The 17,180-nt window shown below is 33.2% G+C and carries 18 protein-coding genes and 2 pseudogenes; 8 read left to right on the top strand and 12 right to left on the bottom strand.

Annotated features, from left to right (window positions below):
• Positions 1–131 precede the first annotated feature (131 nt).
• Positions 132–518, bottom strand: coding sequence for a nucleoside triphosphate pyrophosphohydrolase family protein (locus HKP48_RS10265; RefSeq protein ID WP_296345513.1), 387 nt, complete (start codon positions 516–518; stop codon positions 132–134).
• 55 nt (positions 519–573) lie between these two features.
• Between HKP48_RS10265 and HKP48_RS10260 the strand changes: the two genes are divergently transcribed.
• The gene (locus HKP48_RS10260; RefSeq protein WP_296345511.1) at positions 574–759 is read left to right on the top strand and encodes a hypothetical protein; all 186 of its coding nucleotides are present in this window, start codon (positions 574–576) and stop codon (positions 757–759) included.
• Between the two features lie 51 nt (positions 760–810).
• Here the strand turns inward: HKP48_RS10260 and HKP48_RS10255 are convergent, their stop codons facing one another.
• Positions 811–2,832 carry a dihydrofolate reductase gene (locus HKP48_RS10255; RefSeq protein WP_296345509.1) on the bottom strand — a complete coding sequence of 674 codons (2,022 nt, stop codon included), beginning with the start codon at positions 2,830–2,832 and terminating at the stop codon, positions 811–813.
• 90 nt (positions 2,833–2,922) lie between these two features.
• Between HKP48_RS10255 and HKP48_RS10250 the strand changes: the two genes are divergently transcribed.
• Complete coding sequence (locus HKP48_RS10250) at positions 2,923–3,942, top strand: GyrI-like domain-containing protein (RefSeq protein WP_296345507.1); 1,020 nt, start codon at positions 2,923–2,925, stop codon at positions 3,940–3,942.
• The gene (crcB, locus tag HKP48_RS10245; protein WP_296345505.1) at positions 3,943–4,308 is read left to right on the top strand and encodes a fluoride efflux transporter CrcB; all 366 of its coding nucleotides are present in this window, start codon (positions 3,943–3,945) and stop codon (positions 4,306–4,308) included. It abuts the gene before it with no gap.
• A 21-nt stretch (positions 4,309–4,329) separates the two neighbouring features.
• Here crcB and HKP48_RS10240 read toward each other — a convergent pair whose 3' ends face one another.
• Positions 4,330–4,932, bottom strand: a complete 603-nt coding sequence (locus HKP48_RS10240; RefSeq protein ID WP_296345503.1) for a DUF1684 domain-containing protein — start codon at positions 4,930–4,932, stop codon at positions 4,330–4,332.
• Between the two features lie 100 nt (positions 4,933–5,032).
• Between HKP48_RS10240 and HKP48_RS10235 the strand changes: the two are divergent.
• Positions 5,033–5,342: pseudogene (locus HKP48_RS10235) on the top strand (amidohydrolase family protein); the annotation flags it as partial.
• On the opposite strand, the gene HKP48_RS10230 reads toward HKP48_RS10235, so the two are convergent.
• Entirely contained in the window at positions 5,343–5,786 is a 444-nt protein-coding gene (locus HKP48_RS10230) for an Lrp/AsnC family transcriptional regulator (protein WP_296345501.1), read from the bottom strand. It lies immediately after the preceding pseudogene.
• A 116-nt stretch (positions 5,787–5,902) separates the two neighbouring features.
• On the opposite strand from HKP48_RS10230, the gene HKP48_RS10225 reads away from it, so the two are divergent.
• The gene (locus HKP48_RS10225) at positions 5,903–6,298 is read left to right on the top strand and encodes a hypothetical protein (RefSeq protein WP_296345499.1); all 396 of its coding nucleotides are present in this window, start codon (positions 5,903–5,905) and stop codon (positions 6,296–6,298) included.
• Positions 6,299–6,309: 11 nt separating this feature from the next.
• Here the strand turns inward: HKP48_RS10225 and HKP48_RS10220 are convergent, their stop codons facing one another.
• Positions 6,310–6,921, bottom strand: a complete 612-nt coding sequence (locus HKP48_RS10220) for a DEAD/DEAH box helicase (RefSeq protein WP_296345497.1) — start codon at positions 6,919–6,921, stop codon at positions 6,310–6,312.
• Between the two features lie 3 nt (positions 6,922–6,924).
• Entirely contained in the window at positions 6,925–10,338 is a 3,414-nt protein-coding gene (locus tag HKP48_RS10215; protein WP_296345495.1) for a methylmalonyl-CoA mutase family protein, read from the bottom strand.
• A gap of 181 nt (positions 10,339–10,519) precedes the next feature.
• On the opposite strand from HKP48_RS10215, the gene HKP48_RS10210 reads away from it, so the two are divergent.
• A complete protein-coding gene (locus tag HKP48_RS10210; RefSeq protein ID WP_296345494.1) occupies positions 10,520–11,230 on the top strand; it encodes a DUF4197 domain-containing protein in 711 nt (236 codons plus the stop codon).
• Between the two features lie 96 nt (positions 11,231–11,326).
• Positions 11,327–11,521 (top strand): Lacal_2735 family protein, encoded by a 195-nt coding sequence (locus HKP48_RS10205; protein ID WP_296345492.1) that lies wholly within the window; start codon positions 11,327–11,329, stop codon positions 11,519–11,521.
• Positions 11,522–11,813: 292 nt separating this feature from the next.
• On the opposite strand, the gene pyrF is transcribed toward HKP48_RS10205, so the two are convergent.
• Together pyrF and prfA are read right to left on the bottom strand one after the other, a co-directional pair.
• The gene (gene pyrF / locus HKP48_RS10200; RefSeq protein WP_296345490.1) at positions 11,814–12,629 is read right to left on the bottom strand and encodes an orotidine-5'-phosphate decarboxylase; all 816 of its coding nucleotides are present in this window, start codon (positions 12,627–12,629) and stop codon (positions 11,814–11,816) included.
• Between the two features lie 34 nt (positions 12,630–12,663).
• Positions 12,664–13,740, bottom strand: coding sequence for a peptide chain release factor 1 (gene prfA, locus HKP48_RS10195; protein WP_296345488.1), 1,077 nt, complete (start codon positions 13,738–13,740; stop codon positions 12,664–12,666).
• A 485-nt stretch (positions 13,741–14,225) separates the two neighbouring features.
• Here prfA and HKP48_RS10190 point away from each other — a divergent pair, with 485 nt between their 5' ends.
• Positions 14,226–14,885: an ATP-binding cassette domain-containing protein gene (locus HKP48_RS10190; RefSeq protein ID WP_296345486.1), complete on the top strand. Its 660-nt coding sequence runs from the start codon at positions 14,226–14,228 to the stop codon at positions 14,883–14,885.
• 290 nt (positions 14,886–15,175) lie between these two features.
• On the opposite strand, the gene HKP48_RS10185 is transcribed toward HKP48_RS10190, so the two are convergent.
• The 4 genes and pseudogenes from HKP48_RS10185 to HKP48_RS10175 all read right to left on the bottom strand — a co-directional run bounded on the left by HKP48_RS10185 (position 15,176) and on the right by HKP48_RS10175 (position 17,017).
• Positions 15,176–15,427: a hypothetical protein gene (locus tag HKP48_RS10185; protein WP_296345483.1), complete on the bottom strand. Its 252-nt coding sequence runs from the start codon at positions 15,425–15,427 to the stop codon at positions 15,176–15,178.
• A 93-nt stretch (positions 15,428–15,520) separates the two neighbouring features.
• A pseudogene (locus tag HKP48_RS12290) lies at positions 15,521–15,616 on the bottom strand (DUF3078 domain-containing protein); the annotation flags it as partial.
• Positions 15,616–15,762 carry a hypothetical protein gene (locus HKP48_RS10180; RefSeq protein WP_296345481.1) on the bottom strand — a complete coding sequence of 49 codons (147 nt, stop codon included), beginning with the start codon at positions 15,760–15,762 and terminating at the stop codon, positions 15,616–15,618. The gene HKP48_RS10180 and the pseudogene HKP48_RS12290, both read right to left, overlap by 1 nt.
• Before the next feature lie 76 nt (positions 15,763–15,838).
• On the bottom strand, positions 15,839–17,017 hold the full coding sequence (locus HKP48_RS10175) for an AIR synthase related protein (RefSeq protein WP_296345479.1): 1,179 nt from the start codon (positions 17,015–17,017) through the stop codon (positions 15,839–15,841).
• Positions 17,018–17,180 lie beyond the last annotated feature (163 nt).

The following is a 17,180-nucleotide window of genomic DNA, read 5'->3' as shown; positions in this document are numbered from 1 at the left end:
CGCTTCAACTGACTCTATCTGACATGTTTTATAGAGCTATAAAAATCCGATCGAAGAATAATTTTCAATCGGATTTTTTTTGATGCATGGGTCTACGATTTTAAGAAAAAATCTAGCCTTGGTAATTAATATTACTTGTCAAGAATCTCTTTTATATTTGGTTTAAAATAATTTGGACCTTTTAAAACCTTACCATCTTCTCGATAAATCGGTTCTCCATCTTCGCCCAGTTTACTCATATTACTTCGTTGAATTTCCTCAAAGACTTCTTCAATCTTATGCTGCATACCATGCTCTATGATTGTACCACATAAAATGTAAAGCATATCTCCAAGCGCATCTGCAACCTCGACTAAATCGTTGTTATTTGCAGCTTCTAAATATTCTTCATTTTCCTCTCGCATAAGCTTATAACGAAGCATATTTTTTTCTAATCCCAAATCGGCTTTTGGCGTTTCTCTATGTCCTATTTTGAAAGCCGTATGAAATGCTTTAACAGCATCTATATTATCTTGCATATTGTCTTTAGTTTTTTAGTCGAGTTATCCTTAAATTTGCATTAAAAATAAGAAGATGTTTACGACTGGTCAATTAGTTTTTGGATTATTATTTTTTATTGCTTTTGCAACGGTAATAGCGTTTCAGTATCGTAAAGATTTAAAACTTCATAAAAAATACTACAAAGGTACTATTTGGATACTACTAGCCTTTATTGGTTTTATTGCAATGATTGCAACAGTGAAGTTTATGTTTATGTAAAAAAAAGCAGACCAAAACTGGACTGCCTTCATTTTTTATTTAATACAACTCTTAATTTTTGGTCGGCAGAAAACTATATGTTTTGCTATACTCTAACATCTGCTCTGGAAAACCATCTGGCTGGGTTACTTTAATAGCAGTAATCTCACCATTATCATCCATTTCTGGGACTAGAACTGGATTTACAAAGCCACTGTAAGGTGCTGATGTAAATTGCTTATTACGTTCTAAAACCTCAGCGTGTATAGCTTGGTCAACCTTAACGCCGTAACCTTCTACTAAAGTCTCAACAGCAGCATAATCGCCTTCAGACTTTATACGTTGTGTTTCACGTAACAACTGTCCGAATAAATCGTGTAGTTTTTCATAATCATTAATGTTAAAATAGGTCTTTCCGTCTCTTGTTACTTTTTCAATTACATTATCCGCTTTTCCTTTTTCGTAAGCCCAGGCACTAACCCACTGACGGTTACGCATATGTGCTTCTTCTACGTCGTCTCCTAAATTCAAACGAATTAACTGCGTCATCAAACCATTACGGATATAACCATCGAAAGCAGCTTTACCTACTTTTTCCCAATCATCAACCAAGCCTAACTCTTGCAATTTTGGGCTATACAAATAGTAAAGACCTACTAAATCTGCTCGACCTTCTTCAAGTGTAGATGCATAATTTTTTAATGTTTCTTTAGTTTCTCCGACACCAAGATTTAATTGCCCTGATGCATGACCAATAACTTCATGCAATGCTGTATGTAACTTATCTGCTACTTGTCCATATTCTTCTTCAAGCTCTAATTCTTCCTTATCATGTACAAACTCTTTTAATCTTCCTGTACTTCCTGCATTGTTATAGGCGTTAATTATGTTTCCTAATGAAACAGATTTACTTCCTACTTCTTTACGAATCCAATTGGCATTTGGTAAATTAACACCAATAGGCGTGCTTGGCGATGCATCTCCAGCTTCACCTGCTACTGTAACAACTTTATATGTCACACCAACAACACTATCTTTTTTGTGCTCATCCATTAATGGACTATTGTCTTCAAACCACTGGGCATTTTCAGAAAGTACGGCCATTTTCTGTGACATATCAAAATCATTGATTTGCACAATGGTTTCATAACTTCCTCTATAACCTAATGGGTCGTTGTAGACTTCAATAAAACTGTTTATGTAATCTACGTTACCTTCGGTAGCAGCTGTCCAAGCTACGTTATAATCGTCCCACGTCTGTAAATCTCCCGTTTTGTAATATTCAATTAACAAGCCAATTGCATTTCCTTGGGCTTCATTTTCTGCTACAGACTTTGCTTTTTCTAACCATTTTGTAATTTCATCTATAGCACTTCCGTATAATCCTCCAGATTTGTATACACGTTCTTTTAACTCTCCGTTTTCTTTAACCAATTGTGAATTTAAACCAAAAGATAATGGTCTATCAGGGTTTTGAGATTTTTTTGCTGCATAAAACGTTTCGACATCTTCATTGGTAACATTTGGTCCATAGAAGTTTACAGCAGACATAGCTACATTATCAACACCTTTTCCTTGATTCACCTTCTTTAAATCTTTATCATTAAAAATAGCATCAAAGGCCATTCCGTCCAGTTTTGTATTGGTTTCTGCAAGTAAAGTATTTAGATAACCTCTATCAAATTCTGGCTTTAATTTGTCATTTGAATAATGATGGTGAATACCGTTACTAAACCAAACACGCTTCAAGTAAACTTCAAAAGCTTTCCAATTATCAGTAGTTTTATCTCCAGAGTAGTTGGTGTAAATATTTTCAAGTGCTTTTCTGATAGCTAAGTTATGTCTGTAGTTTTGATCCCACATAATATCTCTACCAGCTAATCCAGCTTCTGTCAAATAATAAACTAACTTCTGCTCTTTTAAGGATAGGTTTTCCCAACCTGGAATTTTGTAGCGTAAAATTTTAATATCTGCAAATTGCTCGACATTATAACTAAATTCTTTTGTTTGCTCAATTGGTTCTTTTTTATCCTCTCCACAAGAAAATAAAAATGTAGACAACAAAGCGATGCCTAATATTGATTTGAATTTCATTTTTGATATTATTTTAGTTGTACACAAATGTAACATTTAAAAGACATATCATAAAATTACTATCTTTGATTGTTAACCAAAATCAATCCCATGAAAGCTATAAAGTACATCCTTTTTCTGCTTCTAATTTTAATCATAGGTTTTTCCATATATATCGCTGTACAACCAAACTCTTTTGAGGTAGAGCGGAGCAGAACTATAAATGCTCCAGTAGAAGTAGTATATAATACTATTATTGATTTTAAGAATTGGGAAGTCTGGAACTCTTGGAAAGAGAAGAAACCAGAAATACAAATAACATTAGCCGAAAAAACTAATGGTATTGGTGGCTCATATTCTTGGGAAGACGAAGATTCTATTGGAAAGATGGAGACCATCGACACTGAAAAAAACAAATATATAGCGCAGACTATGCAGTTTGATGAATTTCCTACATCTAATGTTTATTGGAAATTTACATCTAATGAGGATGGCAGCACAACTGTAAAGAGAAGTATAAATGGAGAAGACTTACCTTTTGTATTTAAGGCATACACAACACTAATGGGAGGAATGGAAAAACTTATTGGTCCCTATTACGAAAGAGATTTTGAGTTGTTAGACCAAGAAATTCAAAAAGACATGAAACGGTATTCTATAAACGTTGAAGGCGTAACACGGCACAGTGGCGGCTTTTATTTGTACAACACTACATCTTGTAAAATGTCTGATTTTAAAGAAAAAATGACTGAGATGTTTCCAAAGATTGGAGGCTATGCACTAGCGAACAATATACGTATGGCTGGAGCTCCGTTTGTTATTTATCATAAATGGGATGAAGTTAATGATGCCGTAATGTTTTCTTGTGCTATCCCAACGACTTCAAAGATGACTACCAATGAGTCTGAAATTCTTACTGGTCAGCTTGAATCTTTTAAAGCTGTAAAAACAATTTTAAATGGCAATTATGAAAATCTAAAAGAAGCATGGGAAAAGACCATGGCATACATAGAAAGTAATAATCTTGAAACCGATGAGACGGGTCCGATGATTGAAGCTTATTTGACCGATGTTACAAGTCATCCCAATCCTGCAGATTGGATAACAGAAATCTATATAGCCATAAAATAAATGAAACAATTATTACTTGTTTTTGTGGGTGGTGGTTTTGGTAGTGCACTCCGTTTTTTAATTGGGAAATGGCTCAATAGTTCTGAAAATGGTATCCCCTACGGAACCTTTGTAGCCAATATTATTGGTAGTCTTCTCATCGGTGTTATATTGGGTATAGCCGCAAAAAATGATAGCCTCTCTGAGTCTCAAACACTTTTACTTGCTACTGGATTTTGTGGGGGTTTCACAACGTTTTCTACTTTTGCTTATGAAAATCATGTATTTTTAAAATCGGGGGACTTCACCTCTTTTGCTATCTATACAATTGCGAGTTTTATAATTGGTTTTTTGGCTGTTTTTGGCGGTATGTATTTCGTTAAATAGACTTTTTTAGAAGTCTACATTCTAATTTTTACTAAAGGCTTTCACACCTGCTTCAACCTTCAAGTCTAGATAATTGACTCTTGGAACTATTGGACAAGAAAACTTTTCATTATAAGCACATAAAGGGTTGTATGCTTTATTAAAATCTATTTCAATTGTATGCTCGTCAGGAATTTTTAAATCAATATAACGTCCGCCAGCATAAGTTTCTTCACCATTTGTGTTATCTAAAAAAGGTAAAAAGAGATAATCCTTGTAATCTTCAGAATTCATATTTTCTTCGCCTTGATAGATATTCAATTTGAAATCTTTTCCTTTCAATTGAAATTTAGCCACAGCGTAAATACGCTCTCTAGATAAACGCTCAGTAGTGGTTTTCATATTAAACCATTCTGCTTTAGCTTGACGCTTTATTCTTGCAATTACAACGTAAGTAGAATCGAATTTGAAAAAATCTAAGCCTTCAAAATTCTTTAAATCCTTAGCTTTTAAAGGTGATTTTGAAGCGTCCTTATAGGTGTTATTCAAATTAATCTGAAAAGGAGTTTCGCCTATAGCTGCTTGCTTTTTTTCAGAACACGCATAAATTGCAAATGTTATAATTATGTACTTAATATATTTCACTAAATTATTCGAACTTTTAAAATTCCTATTTTAGTCTAAAATTAAGATAATATTTGATTTTTAAGCATACCATATTTCAATAAATAGTTTATAAAATTTCACAGCAACATTAAATGGCGCTGAGGCATTAGGTTGGGGCAATAAAATTGGCAGTGTTCAAATAGGAAAATTAGCAGATTTTGTGATTGTTGAAGAAAATCCTCTTGAAAATTTAAAGGTGCTTTATGGTACTGCTGCTATAAAATTGACCGATGATAATGACGTCGTTAGAGTTGGTGGCATTAAATACACTATTAAAGATGGTGTGATTTTCTACACTAAGAAATTACTCAGAGAAGTTAAAGGCCATGGTTGATCATGAAAAAGCCAAAACCAATTGGCAGCTAAAACAACCTAGAGTAAAAAATTGATTATTTAGGTGGTTTAACCGCATTGTATTTGACCACATGTGAGAGCACAATTTGCGTCTTAGTTTCTCCGTAGACAATGAGTTGGTCTATAAATTGTTCAAGGTGTGTTTGGTTTTTTAGCACTACTTCCATAACAATGTTTTCATTACCGGTAATGCGATAACAGTTAACAACCTCATCATAGGTTTTTACCTTTTCTAAAAACGGTTTTAACATCCCCATAAATGCGCGTAAAGTGATAATTGCTTTAAGCTGATACCCTAATTTTAAAGGAGATACTATAGTTGAATAGGATTGGATAATTTCAGCATCTTCCAATTTTTTGATGCGCTCAGCCACAGCAGGAGAACTTACACCAACACGTCTACCTATTTCGGCATTTGTCATCCTAGCATTTTCCTGCAAACACTTTAAAATCTGCCAATTAAGAAAATCTACACTCATTTAAACTTTTTTACAAAAATTAACACACTATTTAAAGCAAATATAATATTTTACTTTAATAATTAAAGTGTTTTACTCTTTTGAGTGCGTAATTTCGTTTAAAATTATTATTCAAAGTGAATTACACGATACCATCTCATCTTTCTAACATTCCGCTTTATAAAAAAGCTATGGATATCTTCATATTATCCCGAAGTATATCTACGTATCTCAGTGATGACATCTGTGTATTAAATTTAGAAGGGACGGAAGATTCTGATATTTACTTTACCGGTGACATCGTACAACAATCGTCAAGTTTAGCTCCAGAAATTATTAATGCTGAACGTGAACGCTTTTCAGACAAAAAGTATAAGCACATTGAAAGTTTAGATAGACTAACTTACCGTCTTTATAAAAATTGCAAACGATTAGAGAATACAAAAAGTAATGGTAAAGACTACTTACCTATTTTACGAAATGAATTAAAAAAATTCAGAAAACTTCAGCGTAATTGGATGCTGACCTTATAGTCTGTTAATCTTTATTTTTTTAACACTCTAGCATTACTCATATAACCGTTCTGGTAATTGGCAATTTTAGAATTCCATTCATTTGCTATTATTATAGACTGAAACTTATCCATACTTTCCGTTAAACGCAAGATGTGGTTATATGCATTATTGCGACCTAGATAACCCGCATCATCCAAAGCAAAAACTTGAACTTGCCCTATATGTAAAGCATTCTGAAAATATAACTTTGTTATAAAACTTGGCGTACCAATTACTACATCTTGCCCGTAGTAAATTTCAACTTTTTGCTTTTCAAAATCATAGCGCTCACTCGTGGCATATATCCTTAAATCTGTGTTTTTAGAATATCTATTGAACTCATCCTTGAGTTGATTTACTTTTTCTTGGTTTTCTACAAGTATTAAAGCTCTAGGCGAATCTTCGAATGCCTCAGCTTTAAGTTTATGTATTGTATAAATAATTAAGGCTGTCGTTTTACCACTTCCCTCTTTACCAACAACATAAGCGTCAGCTCCACCTTTAATAATAGGCATCACCTTTTTTTGAAAAGGTAATGGTTCCTCAATTTTTAAAGTTGCTAGAGATTCTTTTAATAAAGAGTTTAGTTTTTTAAACGACATAATTTACATGTTTCTACGGTACTGGCCACCAACTTCAAATAAAGCATTAGTTATCTGCCCTAGAGAACATACTTTACAAACTTCCATTAAGGCTTCAAAAATATTTTGATTATTTACAGCTTTGTCTTGTAAATCTTTTAATAATTCTGAAGTGTCGTGTGCTTCATGTAAATTCTTCAACGTTTGAATTTGAAATTCTTTTTCTTCTTCAGTTGCTCTTATAACTTCAGCAGGTTGTACCGTCGGCGAACCTTTACTACTTAAAAATGTATTTACACCAATAATAGGGAATTCGCCATTATGCTTCAGGGTTTCGTAATACAAGCTTTCTTCTTGAATTTTAGAACGTTGATACATGGTTTCCATTGCACCAAGAACTCCGCCACGTTCTGTGATTCTATCGAACTCCATAAGTACAGCTTCTTCAACCAAGTCGGTTAACTCTTCGATAATAAAAGCACCTTGAATGGGATTTTCGTTCTTAGTTAAACCTAATTCTTTATTAATAATTAACTGAATTGCCATTGCACGACGAACAGATTCTTCTGTTGGTGTCGTAATCGCCTCGTCATAAGCATTTGTATGTAGCGAATTACAATTGTCGTTTATAGCGTAAAGCGCTTGTAATGTTGTCCTTATATCATTGAAATCGATTTCCTGCGCATGTAAACTACGTCCTGAAGTTTGGATGTGATACTTCAACATTTGCGCTCTAGGATTGGCACTGTATTTATTTTTTAAAGCTTTTGCCCAAATACGTCTTGCTACACGACCAATTACTGAATATTCTGGATCGATACCATTTGAAAAAAAGAACGATAAGTTTGGTCCAAACTTGTTGATATCCATACCCCTTGAAAGGTAATACTCTACGTAAGTAAATCCATTGGATAGCGTTAATGCCAATTGAGTAATTGGATTAGCTCCTGCCTCAGCAATATGATATCCAGAAATTGAAACCGAATAAAAATTACGAACACCGTTATTTATAAAGTACTCTTGCACATCACCCATTAAACGCAAGGCAAACTCCGTTGAAAAGATACACGTGTTTTGCGCTTGGTCTTCTTTTAGAATATCGGCCTGAACTGTACCTCTTACCTGAGCTATTGTTTTTGCTTTAATCTGAGCATAAGTATTTGTAGGTAACACTTGGTCTCCAGTAACGCCTAATAGCATTAATCCCAAGCCGTCACTACCTTCTGGTAAATCACCATTATATTTTGGACGCTCCTTACCTTTATAGATATCAACAATTTTAGCTTCAACGTCTTTTTCAAGATTATGTTCTTTGATATAGATTTCGCATTGTTGGTCAATGGCAGCATTCATAAAGAAACCAAGTAACATAGGTGCTGGACCGTTAATAGTCATACTTACTGATGTCATAGCATCTGCCAAATTGAAACCAGAATATAATTTCTTAGCATCATCTAAACAGCAAATAGAAACACCTGCATTACCAATTTTCCCGTAAATATCTGGTCTGTAATCTGGGTCATTTCCGTATAAAGTCACACTATCAAAAGCTGTAGATAAACGCTTTGCTGGCAATCCCATACTTACGTAATGGAAACGTCTGTTTGTACGCTCTGGTCCACCTTCACCGGCAAACATGCGTGTCGGGTCTTCTCCAGTTCTTTTAAAAGGATATAAACCTGCTGTAAATGGAAATTCTCCAGGTACATTTTCTTGTAATGTCCATCTTAAAATATCACCCCAAGCAGAATATTTAGGAAGTGCCACTTTTGGAATTTGAGAATGTGATAAGGATTCTGTATGTGTTTCAATTTTAATTTCTTTATCTCTAACTTTGAATGTATAAATTGGATTTTTATAGCGGTTTACCTTCTCATCCCAACCTGTAATGATTTCCCAATTATATGGGTCTAAATCCATTTTTACACGATCAAATTCACCGATTAAAAGTTTTATAAAATCTTTGTTTTCTGAATTTAATTTTACAGACTCAGAATCAATACCTGACTTATCAAGTTTTGGAGTCTCTCCAACTACAGATTCTACAGTTTTGAAAATTCCATATAACTTCTGAGCCACTTCGACTTGAGCTGAAGCTGTTTCGTCATAAGCACGATTATTTTCTGCAATTTCAGAAAGGTAACGTGTACGCTTGGGCGGAATTACAAAAATCTTCTCGCTCATCTCATCAGAAATCTCGAAAGTAGATTTTAAATCGAAATCTGTTTTTTCTACAATTTTATCCATAATAAATTTGTAGAGCGTATTCATTCCAGGGTCATTAAATTGCGAAGCGATTGTACCAAATACAGGCAACTTATCTTGAGGAATATCCCAAAGATTGTTATTACGCATGTATTGTTTCTTAACATCACGTAAAGCATCTAAAGCACCACGCTTATCAAATTTATTGATGGCCACTACATCGGCAAAATCTAACATATCAATTTTTTCGAGCTGAGTTGCAGCTCCAAATTCAGGTGTCATTACATACAAAGCCACATCGCTATGCTCCATGATTTCAGTATCAGATTGTCCAATACCAGAAGTTTCTAGAATAATTAAATCGTACTCTGCTGCCTTTAAAACTTCAATAGCTTCATTTACATATTTTGATAACGCTAGGTTAGACTGTCGTGTCGCCAAACTACGCATATAAACACGAGGTGAATTGATAGCGTTCATCCGAATTCTATCACCTAAAAGCGCACCGCCAGTTTTTCTTTTTGAAGGGTCAACAGAAACTAATCCTATTGTTTTATCTGGAAAGTCAATTAAAAAACGTCTTACCAATTCGTCCACTAAAGATGATTTACCTGCACCACCTGTTCCCGTAATTCCTAGAACTGGCGTTTTAGACGTTTTATTCTTTTCTTCAATATAAGTTAAAGCATCTTTTGCCACTTCAGGAAAGTTCTCTGCGGCTGAAATAACTCGTGCAATATGCTTTGGATTTTTTTCTTGAAGTATTTTTACTTCACCATTGAGACTATCACCAATGGCGTAGTCTGATTTTTCAACTAAGTCATTAATCATTCCTTGAAGCCCAAGCTCTCTACCATCATCAGGAGAATAGATTCGAGTGATTCCGTAATCCATCAACTCTTTGATTTCTTCAGGAAGAATGACGCCACCACCGCCACCAAATATTTTTATATGACCTGCACCTTTCTCGTTAAGCAGGTCGTACATGTATTTGAAATATTCATTATGTCCGCCCTGATAAGAGGTCATTGCAATAGCATTTGCATCTTCCTGAATGGCAGTATTTACAACTTCTTCAACACTACGGTCGTGTCCTAAATGAATCACCTCAACTCCTGTAGATTGTATAATACGTCTCATGATGTTAATTGCTGCATCATGTCCATCAAATAATGATGCTGCAGTTACTATACGTACTTTATGTTTTGGCTTATATGGTGCGATTTGTTCCATTCGTAATACTATTGCTTTTTAGAGCTGCAAATTTACTGAATTTTCAAAAAACACTTGTTTTTATTAGGAAATCTTTAATTATTAATCTTAATCTATTAAGTAGCTCTTATTTAGACAATATATTACCACTTATATACACAATCATTAATTATATTTGAATCCTAATTAAATTAATAAAACTATGTCTACAAAAAGTTTATCTCTATTTATATCATTTATCATGCTGGCTACATCATGTGCAGAATTACAACAAGTTATAAACCAATTACCCAAAACTGAAACGATTAGTAATACAGATATAGCCTCTGGATTAAAGCAAGCGTTAGATATAGGAATTGATAAACAGGTAAGCAAGCTTACACAAAAAGATGGCTTTTTTAAAAATGAATTGGTGAAAATTTTACTTCCACAAGAATTACAAAAAGTTGATAAAACTTTACGAGATATAGGGCTTGGAAATTTGGCAGATGAAGGTCTTAAAATTTTGAATCGCGCTGCTGAAGATGCTGTAAAAGAGGCTACGCCCATTTTTGTTAATGCTGTTAAGGACATAACATTTGAAGATGCAAAAAACATATTATTAGGTAGCAATAATGCAGCCACTGAGTATTTAACTTCAAAAACTCAAACAGAGTTGTATAATAAATTCAAACCTGTTATTGATAACTCATTTAGCAAAGTTGGTGCAGACCAAATATGGACTAATCTTATTACCAAGTACAATGCATTACCATTGACTAGCAATGTAAATCCAGATCTTACAGACTATGTTACTAATGAAGCATTGGATGGCATCTATACTATGATTGCTGTTGAAGAAAAAGAAATAAGAACTAAAATATCTTCAAGAACAACAGACTTGCTAAAAAAGGTATTTGCTCTACAAGATTAAAAATTGTTTATTTTTATTTAAAAAAAATTAAACAATTATGGTTTTTAAACATTTAAAACTATATTTTTATAAACTAATTGTTAAACTAATATCATTATGTCATGTGCTGAAAGGTTGCTTCAAGAAAAAAGAGAACTAAAACAAAAATATCTGTTTTTAATTGAAGATTCCTACAACCATAAACAAATAGATCAAGCCTATAGTGACTTGTCAGAATTCAAAGCTATACAAGTCTTAAATAGAATTAATGAATTAAAGTTTGTTGTTACAGATAGTCAATTTAGTCTTTAATCTTTTCTTGTATACAAACCGTTAAAAGCTAGCTTTAGCTTTTCCTTTTTTTTGTTTGGGAAATCACCTTCCAAAATTACTTTGCCGTTCCGTCTTTATTATACATACCTTAAAGCAAACTTAATCATATACTAATGTTTACGTAACATTTACTAGGTCATAAAGGCTGATATTTGTATTGTTAGATTTAGTGAAATTTCAAAATCTAATAGTTAGTTAGAAAGTCGGTATACCAGTATCGACTTTTTGTTTATTTAATATTTAAAGTCTTAATTAGACTTTGTAATAAAACCTAACTTTCAAGAATTTTTTGCATTTGAGATTGTAAATCTTTTGCTTTTTTAGCAGCTGCTTCAGCAAAATCATTTCCTTGAGAAGCATAAATAATGCCTCTTGAAGAATTAATTAATAAACCAACAGTATCTGTCATTCCGTATTTACAAACATCTTTTAGGTTTCCTCCTTGAGCACCAACACCAGGTACCAATAAAAAACTATTAGGAATAATTTGTCTTATATCAGCCAAATATTCTGCTTTTGTTGCGCCAACAACATACATTAAGTTTTTAGAATTTTCCCATGTTTTTGATGTTTCTAATACGTGCTTATACAACTCTTTTCCATCAACCGCTTTAGTTTGAAAATCGAATGCTCCCTTATTAGATGTCAATGCCAACAGAATCGTATGCTTATCTTCAAAGGCTAAAAATGGTTCTACTGAATCTTTACCCATATAAGGTGCTACAGTGACACTATCAAATCCTAAATCCTCAAAAAAGGCTTTGGCATACATGGTACTTGTATTACCAATATCACCACGTTTGGCATCAGCAATTGTATAAATCTCGGGATAGTGCCTGTTAAGGTATTTTATAGTCTTTTCTAAAGCTTGCCATCCTTTTATGCCGTAGGCTTCATAAAAAGCCGTATTAGGTTTATAGGCAACACACAAATGATGTGTTGCATCTATGATAGCTTTATTAAACTCAAAAATTGGGTCTTCCTTTTCTAAAAGATAATTTGGAATTTTATTTAAATCCACATCTAAACCTATACATAGAAAGGATTTCTTTTTTTTGATATTCTCTATTAGTTGTTCTGTTGTCATTGTATAAAAAAAGCCTCAAAAAGAGGCTTTATATTTAAATTACATCGTCATTAGCTTTTAACAACTCTGTGTTTTCCGCTAACATTAACTCGTCTATTATTTTTTGGATATCACCATCAATGATATTAGATAAATCATAAAGTGTCAAACCAATTCTGTGATCTGTAACGCGACCTTGCGGATAGTTATAAGTTCTAATTTTTGCACTACGGTCACCAGAACTCACCATACTTTTGCGCTTTTCGGAGTCGGCAGCTTGCTTTTTGGCCAACTCCAATTCATATAAACGTGAACGGAGTACTTTTAGGGCTTTTTCTAAGTTTTTGTGTGATGATTTTTGGTCTTGGCAACTTACAATCATTCCGGTTGGTTCGTGATGTAGTTTAATTGCCGAATAGGTAGTATTTACAGATTGTCCACCAGGACCAGTAGATGTTGTACGTTCAATACGTACTTCCGTCATATCTAATTCTACATCGAATTCTTCTGCTTCGGGTAATACCATTACAGTAGCTGCACTTGTATGAACACGCCCTTGAGTCTCCGTTTGTGGTACACGTTGCACACGATGAACTCCAGCTTCAAACTTCATTGTTCCATAAACATCTTCGCCTGAAACTTCGAAAATAATTTCTTTAAAACCACCCGAAGTTCCTTCACTTGTACTTACAACATCTACTTTCCAGCCTTTGTTGCTGCAATATTTGGAATACATACGATACAAATCTCCAGCAAAAATACTAGCCTCGTCTCCACCTGTTCCTGCTCTAACTTCAACAACGACATTTTTAGCGTCATCTGGGTCTTTAGGAATAAGCATAAAGCGAATTTCTTCTTCTAAAGCAGGTAATTGCTCTTTGGCTTCATCTAACTGCATTTTGGCCATTTCTACCATTTCTTCATCAGAACCATCGGCGATAATTTCTTCGGCTTCTGATATATTCTCTATAAGCTCTTTATAAATCTCGCCTTTATCGACAATTTTTTTAAGGTCTTTATATTCTTTATTTAGTTGAACATAACGCTTTTGGTCAGATATAATATCTGGTTGTATGATAAGATCATTTACCTCATCAAAACGCTGCTTAACTATTTGTATTTTTTCTAACATCTATCATCCAAAATTGAGGGATAAAAATACGATAATTATTCAATTTCCCTGAGACTTTATCTGGTTGATATTAACTATTGAAATATTTGAATTTAAACAGCGTTATCAAGAGTATATGCATCGTCTCCTAGCTATACTTGCATTTTACAAACCGTTTGTAACTTGGTCTTTTATTACCAATTTTATTGTTGCATTTTTTAGTGCGCAAATAATTCCTGGTATAATCACTAAATTATTTCTCACGATTTTCGCTTGGTATTATGTTCACGAAACTAATCAACGAAGAAAATTGACCTTTTATAAAAACTTGGGAATTTCACCCTTAAAACTATTTTCAACTTTATGTATAATAGACATTATATTAACCATAATCTTCCTTATTATATTTAAGGAATTTACATGATATTACTTATTAAACCCAATAACCGACCAATAGATTAAACAAAAAAATAAAGAAATTTTATAAATGAATTAAAACTACTCTAATGCTATTTGAACTCGATAATGTAGAACTTCACTTTAAGAATAGACGTATACTCAGCGGTATTTATCTGAAAGCAGAAACTGGAAAAGTGACTGGTATTTTAGGTAGAAACGGTTGTGGAAAAACGAGTCTTTTGGATATTGCTTTTGGTAATCTAAAACCAAAATACAAGCTTATCAGAATAGATAGTAAACCTATTTTAAAGCCACTCTACAAAACAGGCTTTGTAAAATACCTACCTCAATATGATTCTGCTCCTAAAGATTTTAGACTGTACAGACTTTTCGAAGTATTTGAAATAAACTGGGCTACTTTCTCTGAACGATTTGAAGAATTTTCAACATACAAAAATTACAAATTCGGTAATCTTTCTGGGGGTCAACGCCGATTTATTGAAATCTATATTATCCTTAAGACTAAAAGTAAAATAGTAGTTCTGGACGAACCATTTAATGGTATTTCGCCATTAATGATTGAAGGTGTAAAAGCATTAATTGCTGAAGAGAAAAGCAATAAAATAATTATCCTAACCGATCACAAATATGAAGATGTTATTAATACAACTGACAAACTTTACCTATTGAATAACGGTACTACCAAACTTATTAATAAGCTAACTGAGCTTGAGGATTATGGATATCTACCAAGTAGCAGTTATTAATTAACATCATTTTTCTTGTGTAAAACCTCATTGAGATTAACTACAAAGCCGACACCTAAAAGCTGTTTCTATTGAAGTTTTGGACCTTCAACAACAATGGTTTCGTCAGTGATTTCATTCTGTATCACTTCGGTTTTAATATCATCATCATAACGTAAGTGTAAACCAAAAATAGCGCTAACTTACTTGTTTACTGTGAAATTAAAATTAATTTGCCATTACAAATCTATGTTTCCAAAATTATTTAGATGGTCAGAATCAAGCCTTATCAAGCTATTTAATTTAATATTTTATGAGACTTCATTTGAATATTGATTGGTCAATAAAAAGCCAAATTCTGTTCTTATATTATCGCCTTCACGAAGTAAGTTGCCATCCATATCAAAAATTACTGGATTAACACCAAATGCTCCAGAATTAGCCAAGTCATTGTCCAAAACAAAAGTAGTTTTGAAAGTTACAGGAGAGGCATAGAACGATAACTTTTCTATAAGTCTTCCATACTCTAATCCTGCACCTAAAAAAAGATACGCTGGAGCCATAAAACAAGAAATTGGGTCTTCATCAGGATTATTAAATCCGTCTGCAAATTGTGTATTAAAGCTAGATCTTGCTGAATAAAACCAATTGCTATTTTTATTTTTTTCGTAACCAAAGTTTGAAATTATAGAAAGAGCATCTTCTGTCTTTCTTAAGGGTTCACTTTCTTGTTTATTGACGCCATAGGTTATTAGTAAACTCGAATTGTAGAATAGCTTATGCTCTTATAATTAGCTTGTGATTTGCCATTAAATATTGCCGAAATTGAGTGAGCGCCTCCAGCATTCCAGTTAGTTAAAGACACTTCGACTACACTTCGACTACGCTCTGTGACCATGCTTTGTGACCACGCTCGAAAATACAGAAAATCAGATTTATTTTTAGCTTATGATAGTTAGCTTATATACAAAAACTTAATATTCAAAAGTACCGTATTCACTTTTTATGGTTAAATGCTTTTTATCAGATGCTTCGACACGACCAACTATTTTTGCATCAACATTGAACGATTTTGAAATAGCGATAATTTTTTCTGCAATTTCTGGTTTCACGTAAAGTTCCATTCGGTGTCCACAGTTAAACACTTGGTACATTTCTTTCCAATCTGTTTTGGATTGTTCTTGTATCAATTTGAATAAGGGCGGAATGTCAAACATATTATCTTTTATAATATGAAGATTATCTACAAAATGAAGAATTTTTGTTTGTGCGCCACCAGAGCAATGTACCATACCGTGAATTTCTTTATAAGAGAATTTAGATAAGATTTCTTTTATAATAGGCGCATAGGTACGAGTTGGAGATAACACTAATTTACCTGCGTCTATTGGTGAGTTTTCAACCGCATCGGTAAGCTTAGTTTTTCCAGAATAAACTAAATCTTCTGGTACAGCAGCATCAAAACTTTCAGGATATTTTTTGACTAAATATTTATGAAACACATCATGTCGTGCAGATGTTAGACCATTACTTCCCATACCACCATTATATTCAGTCTCATAAGTAGCTTGACCAAAAGATTCTAACCCAACTATGACATCTCCAGGTACAATATTTGCATTATCAATAACATCAATGCGTTTCATTCTTGCTGTTACAGTAGAATCTACAATAATAGTACGTACCAAATCACCAACATCGGCAGTTTCACCACCTGTGGAATGTATTGTAACACCAAAAGATTTTAAATCTTTAATCAGCTCTTCAGTACCGTTAATGATAGCTGAAATGACTTCGCCAGGAATCAAATTTTTATTCCTTCCTATAGTTGAAGATAACATGATATTATCTGTTGCTCCAACACAAAGTAAATCATCGATATTCATAATAAGTGCATCTTGGGCTATACCTTTCCAAACGGAGATATCACCAGTTTCTTTCCAATACATGTAAGCTAAAGACGATTTTGTACCTGCACCATCCGCATGCATAATGAGACAATAATCTTCGTCATTGGTTAAATAGTCTGGTACTATTTTACAAAATGCTTTAGGAAATAGTCCTTTATCTATATTTTTTATGGCATTGTGGACGTCTTCTTTAGATGCTGAAACTCCTCTTTGCGCATATCTTTTACTAATGTCTTGGCTCATCATAAATGGTATAAAGCACAAAAATAATTGAATTAATTTCTATTACTAATCCTAAAAGAAAAAAAGCATCCAAAAAATTGAATGCTTTATTATGTGAATATATAAAAGAGAATAAAATTCAAGATTGAAAAAAATAAAACAAAAAACATTTAAAAGAGAATTT

It is taken from the genome of Winogradskyella sp., from assembly GCF_013042245.1.
Lineage (GTDB): Bacteria > Bacteroidota > Bacteroidia > Flavobacteriales > Flavobacteriaceae > Winogradskyella.
This window is presented reverse-complemented; position numbering and strand designations above follow the sequence as displayed.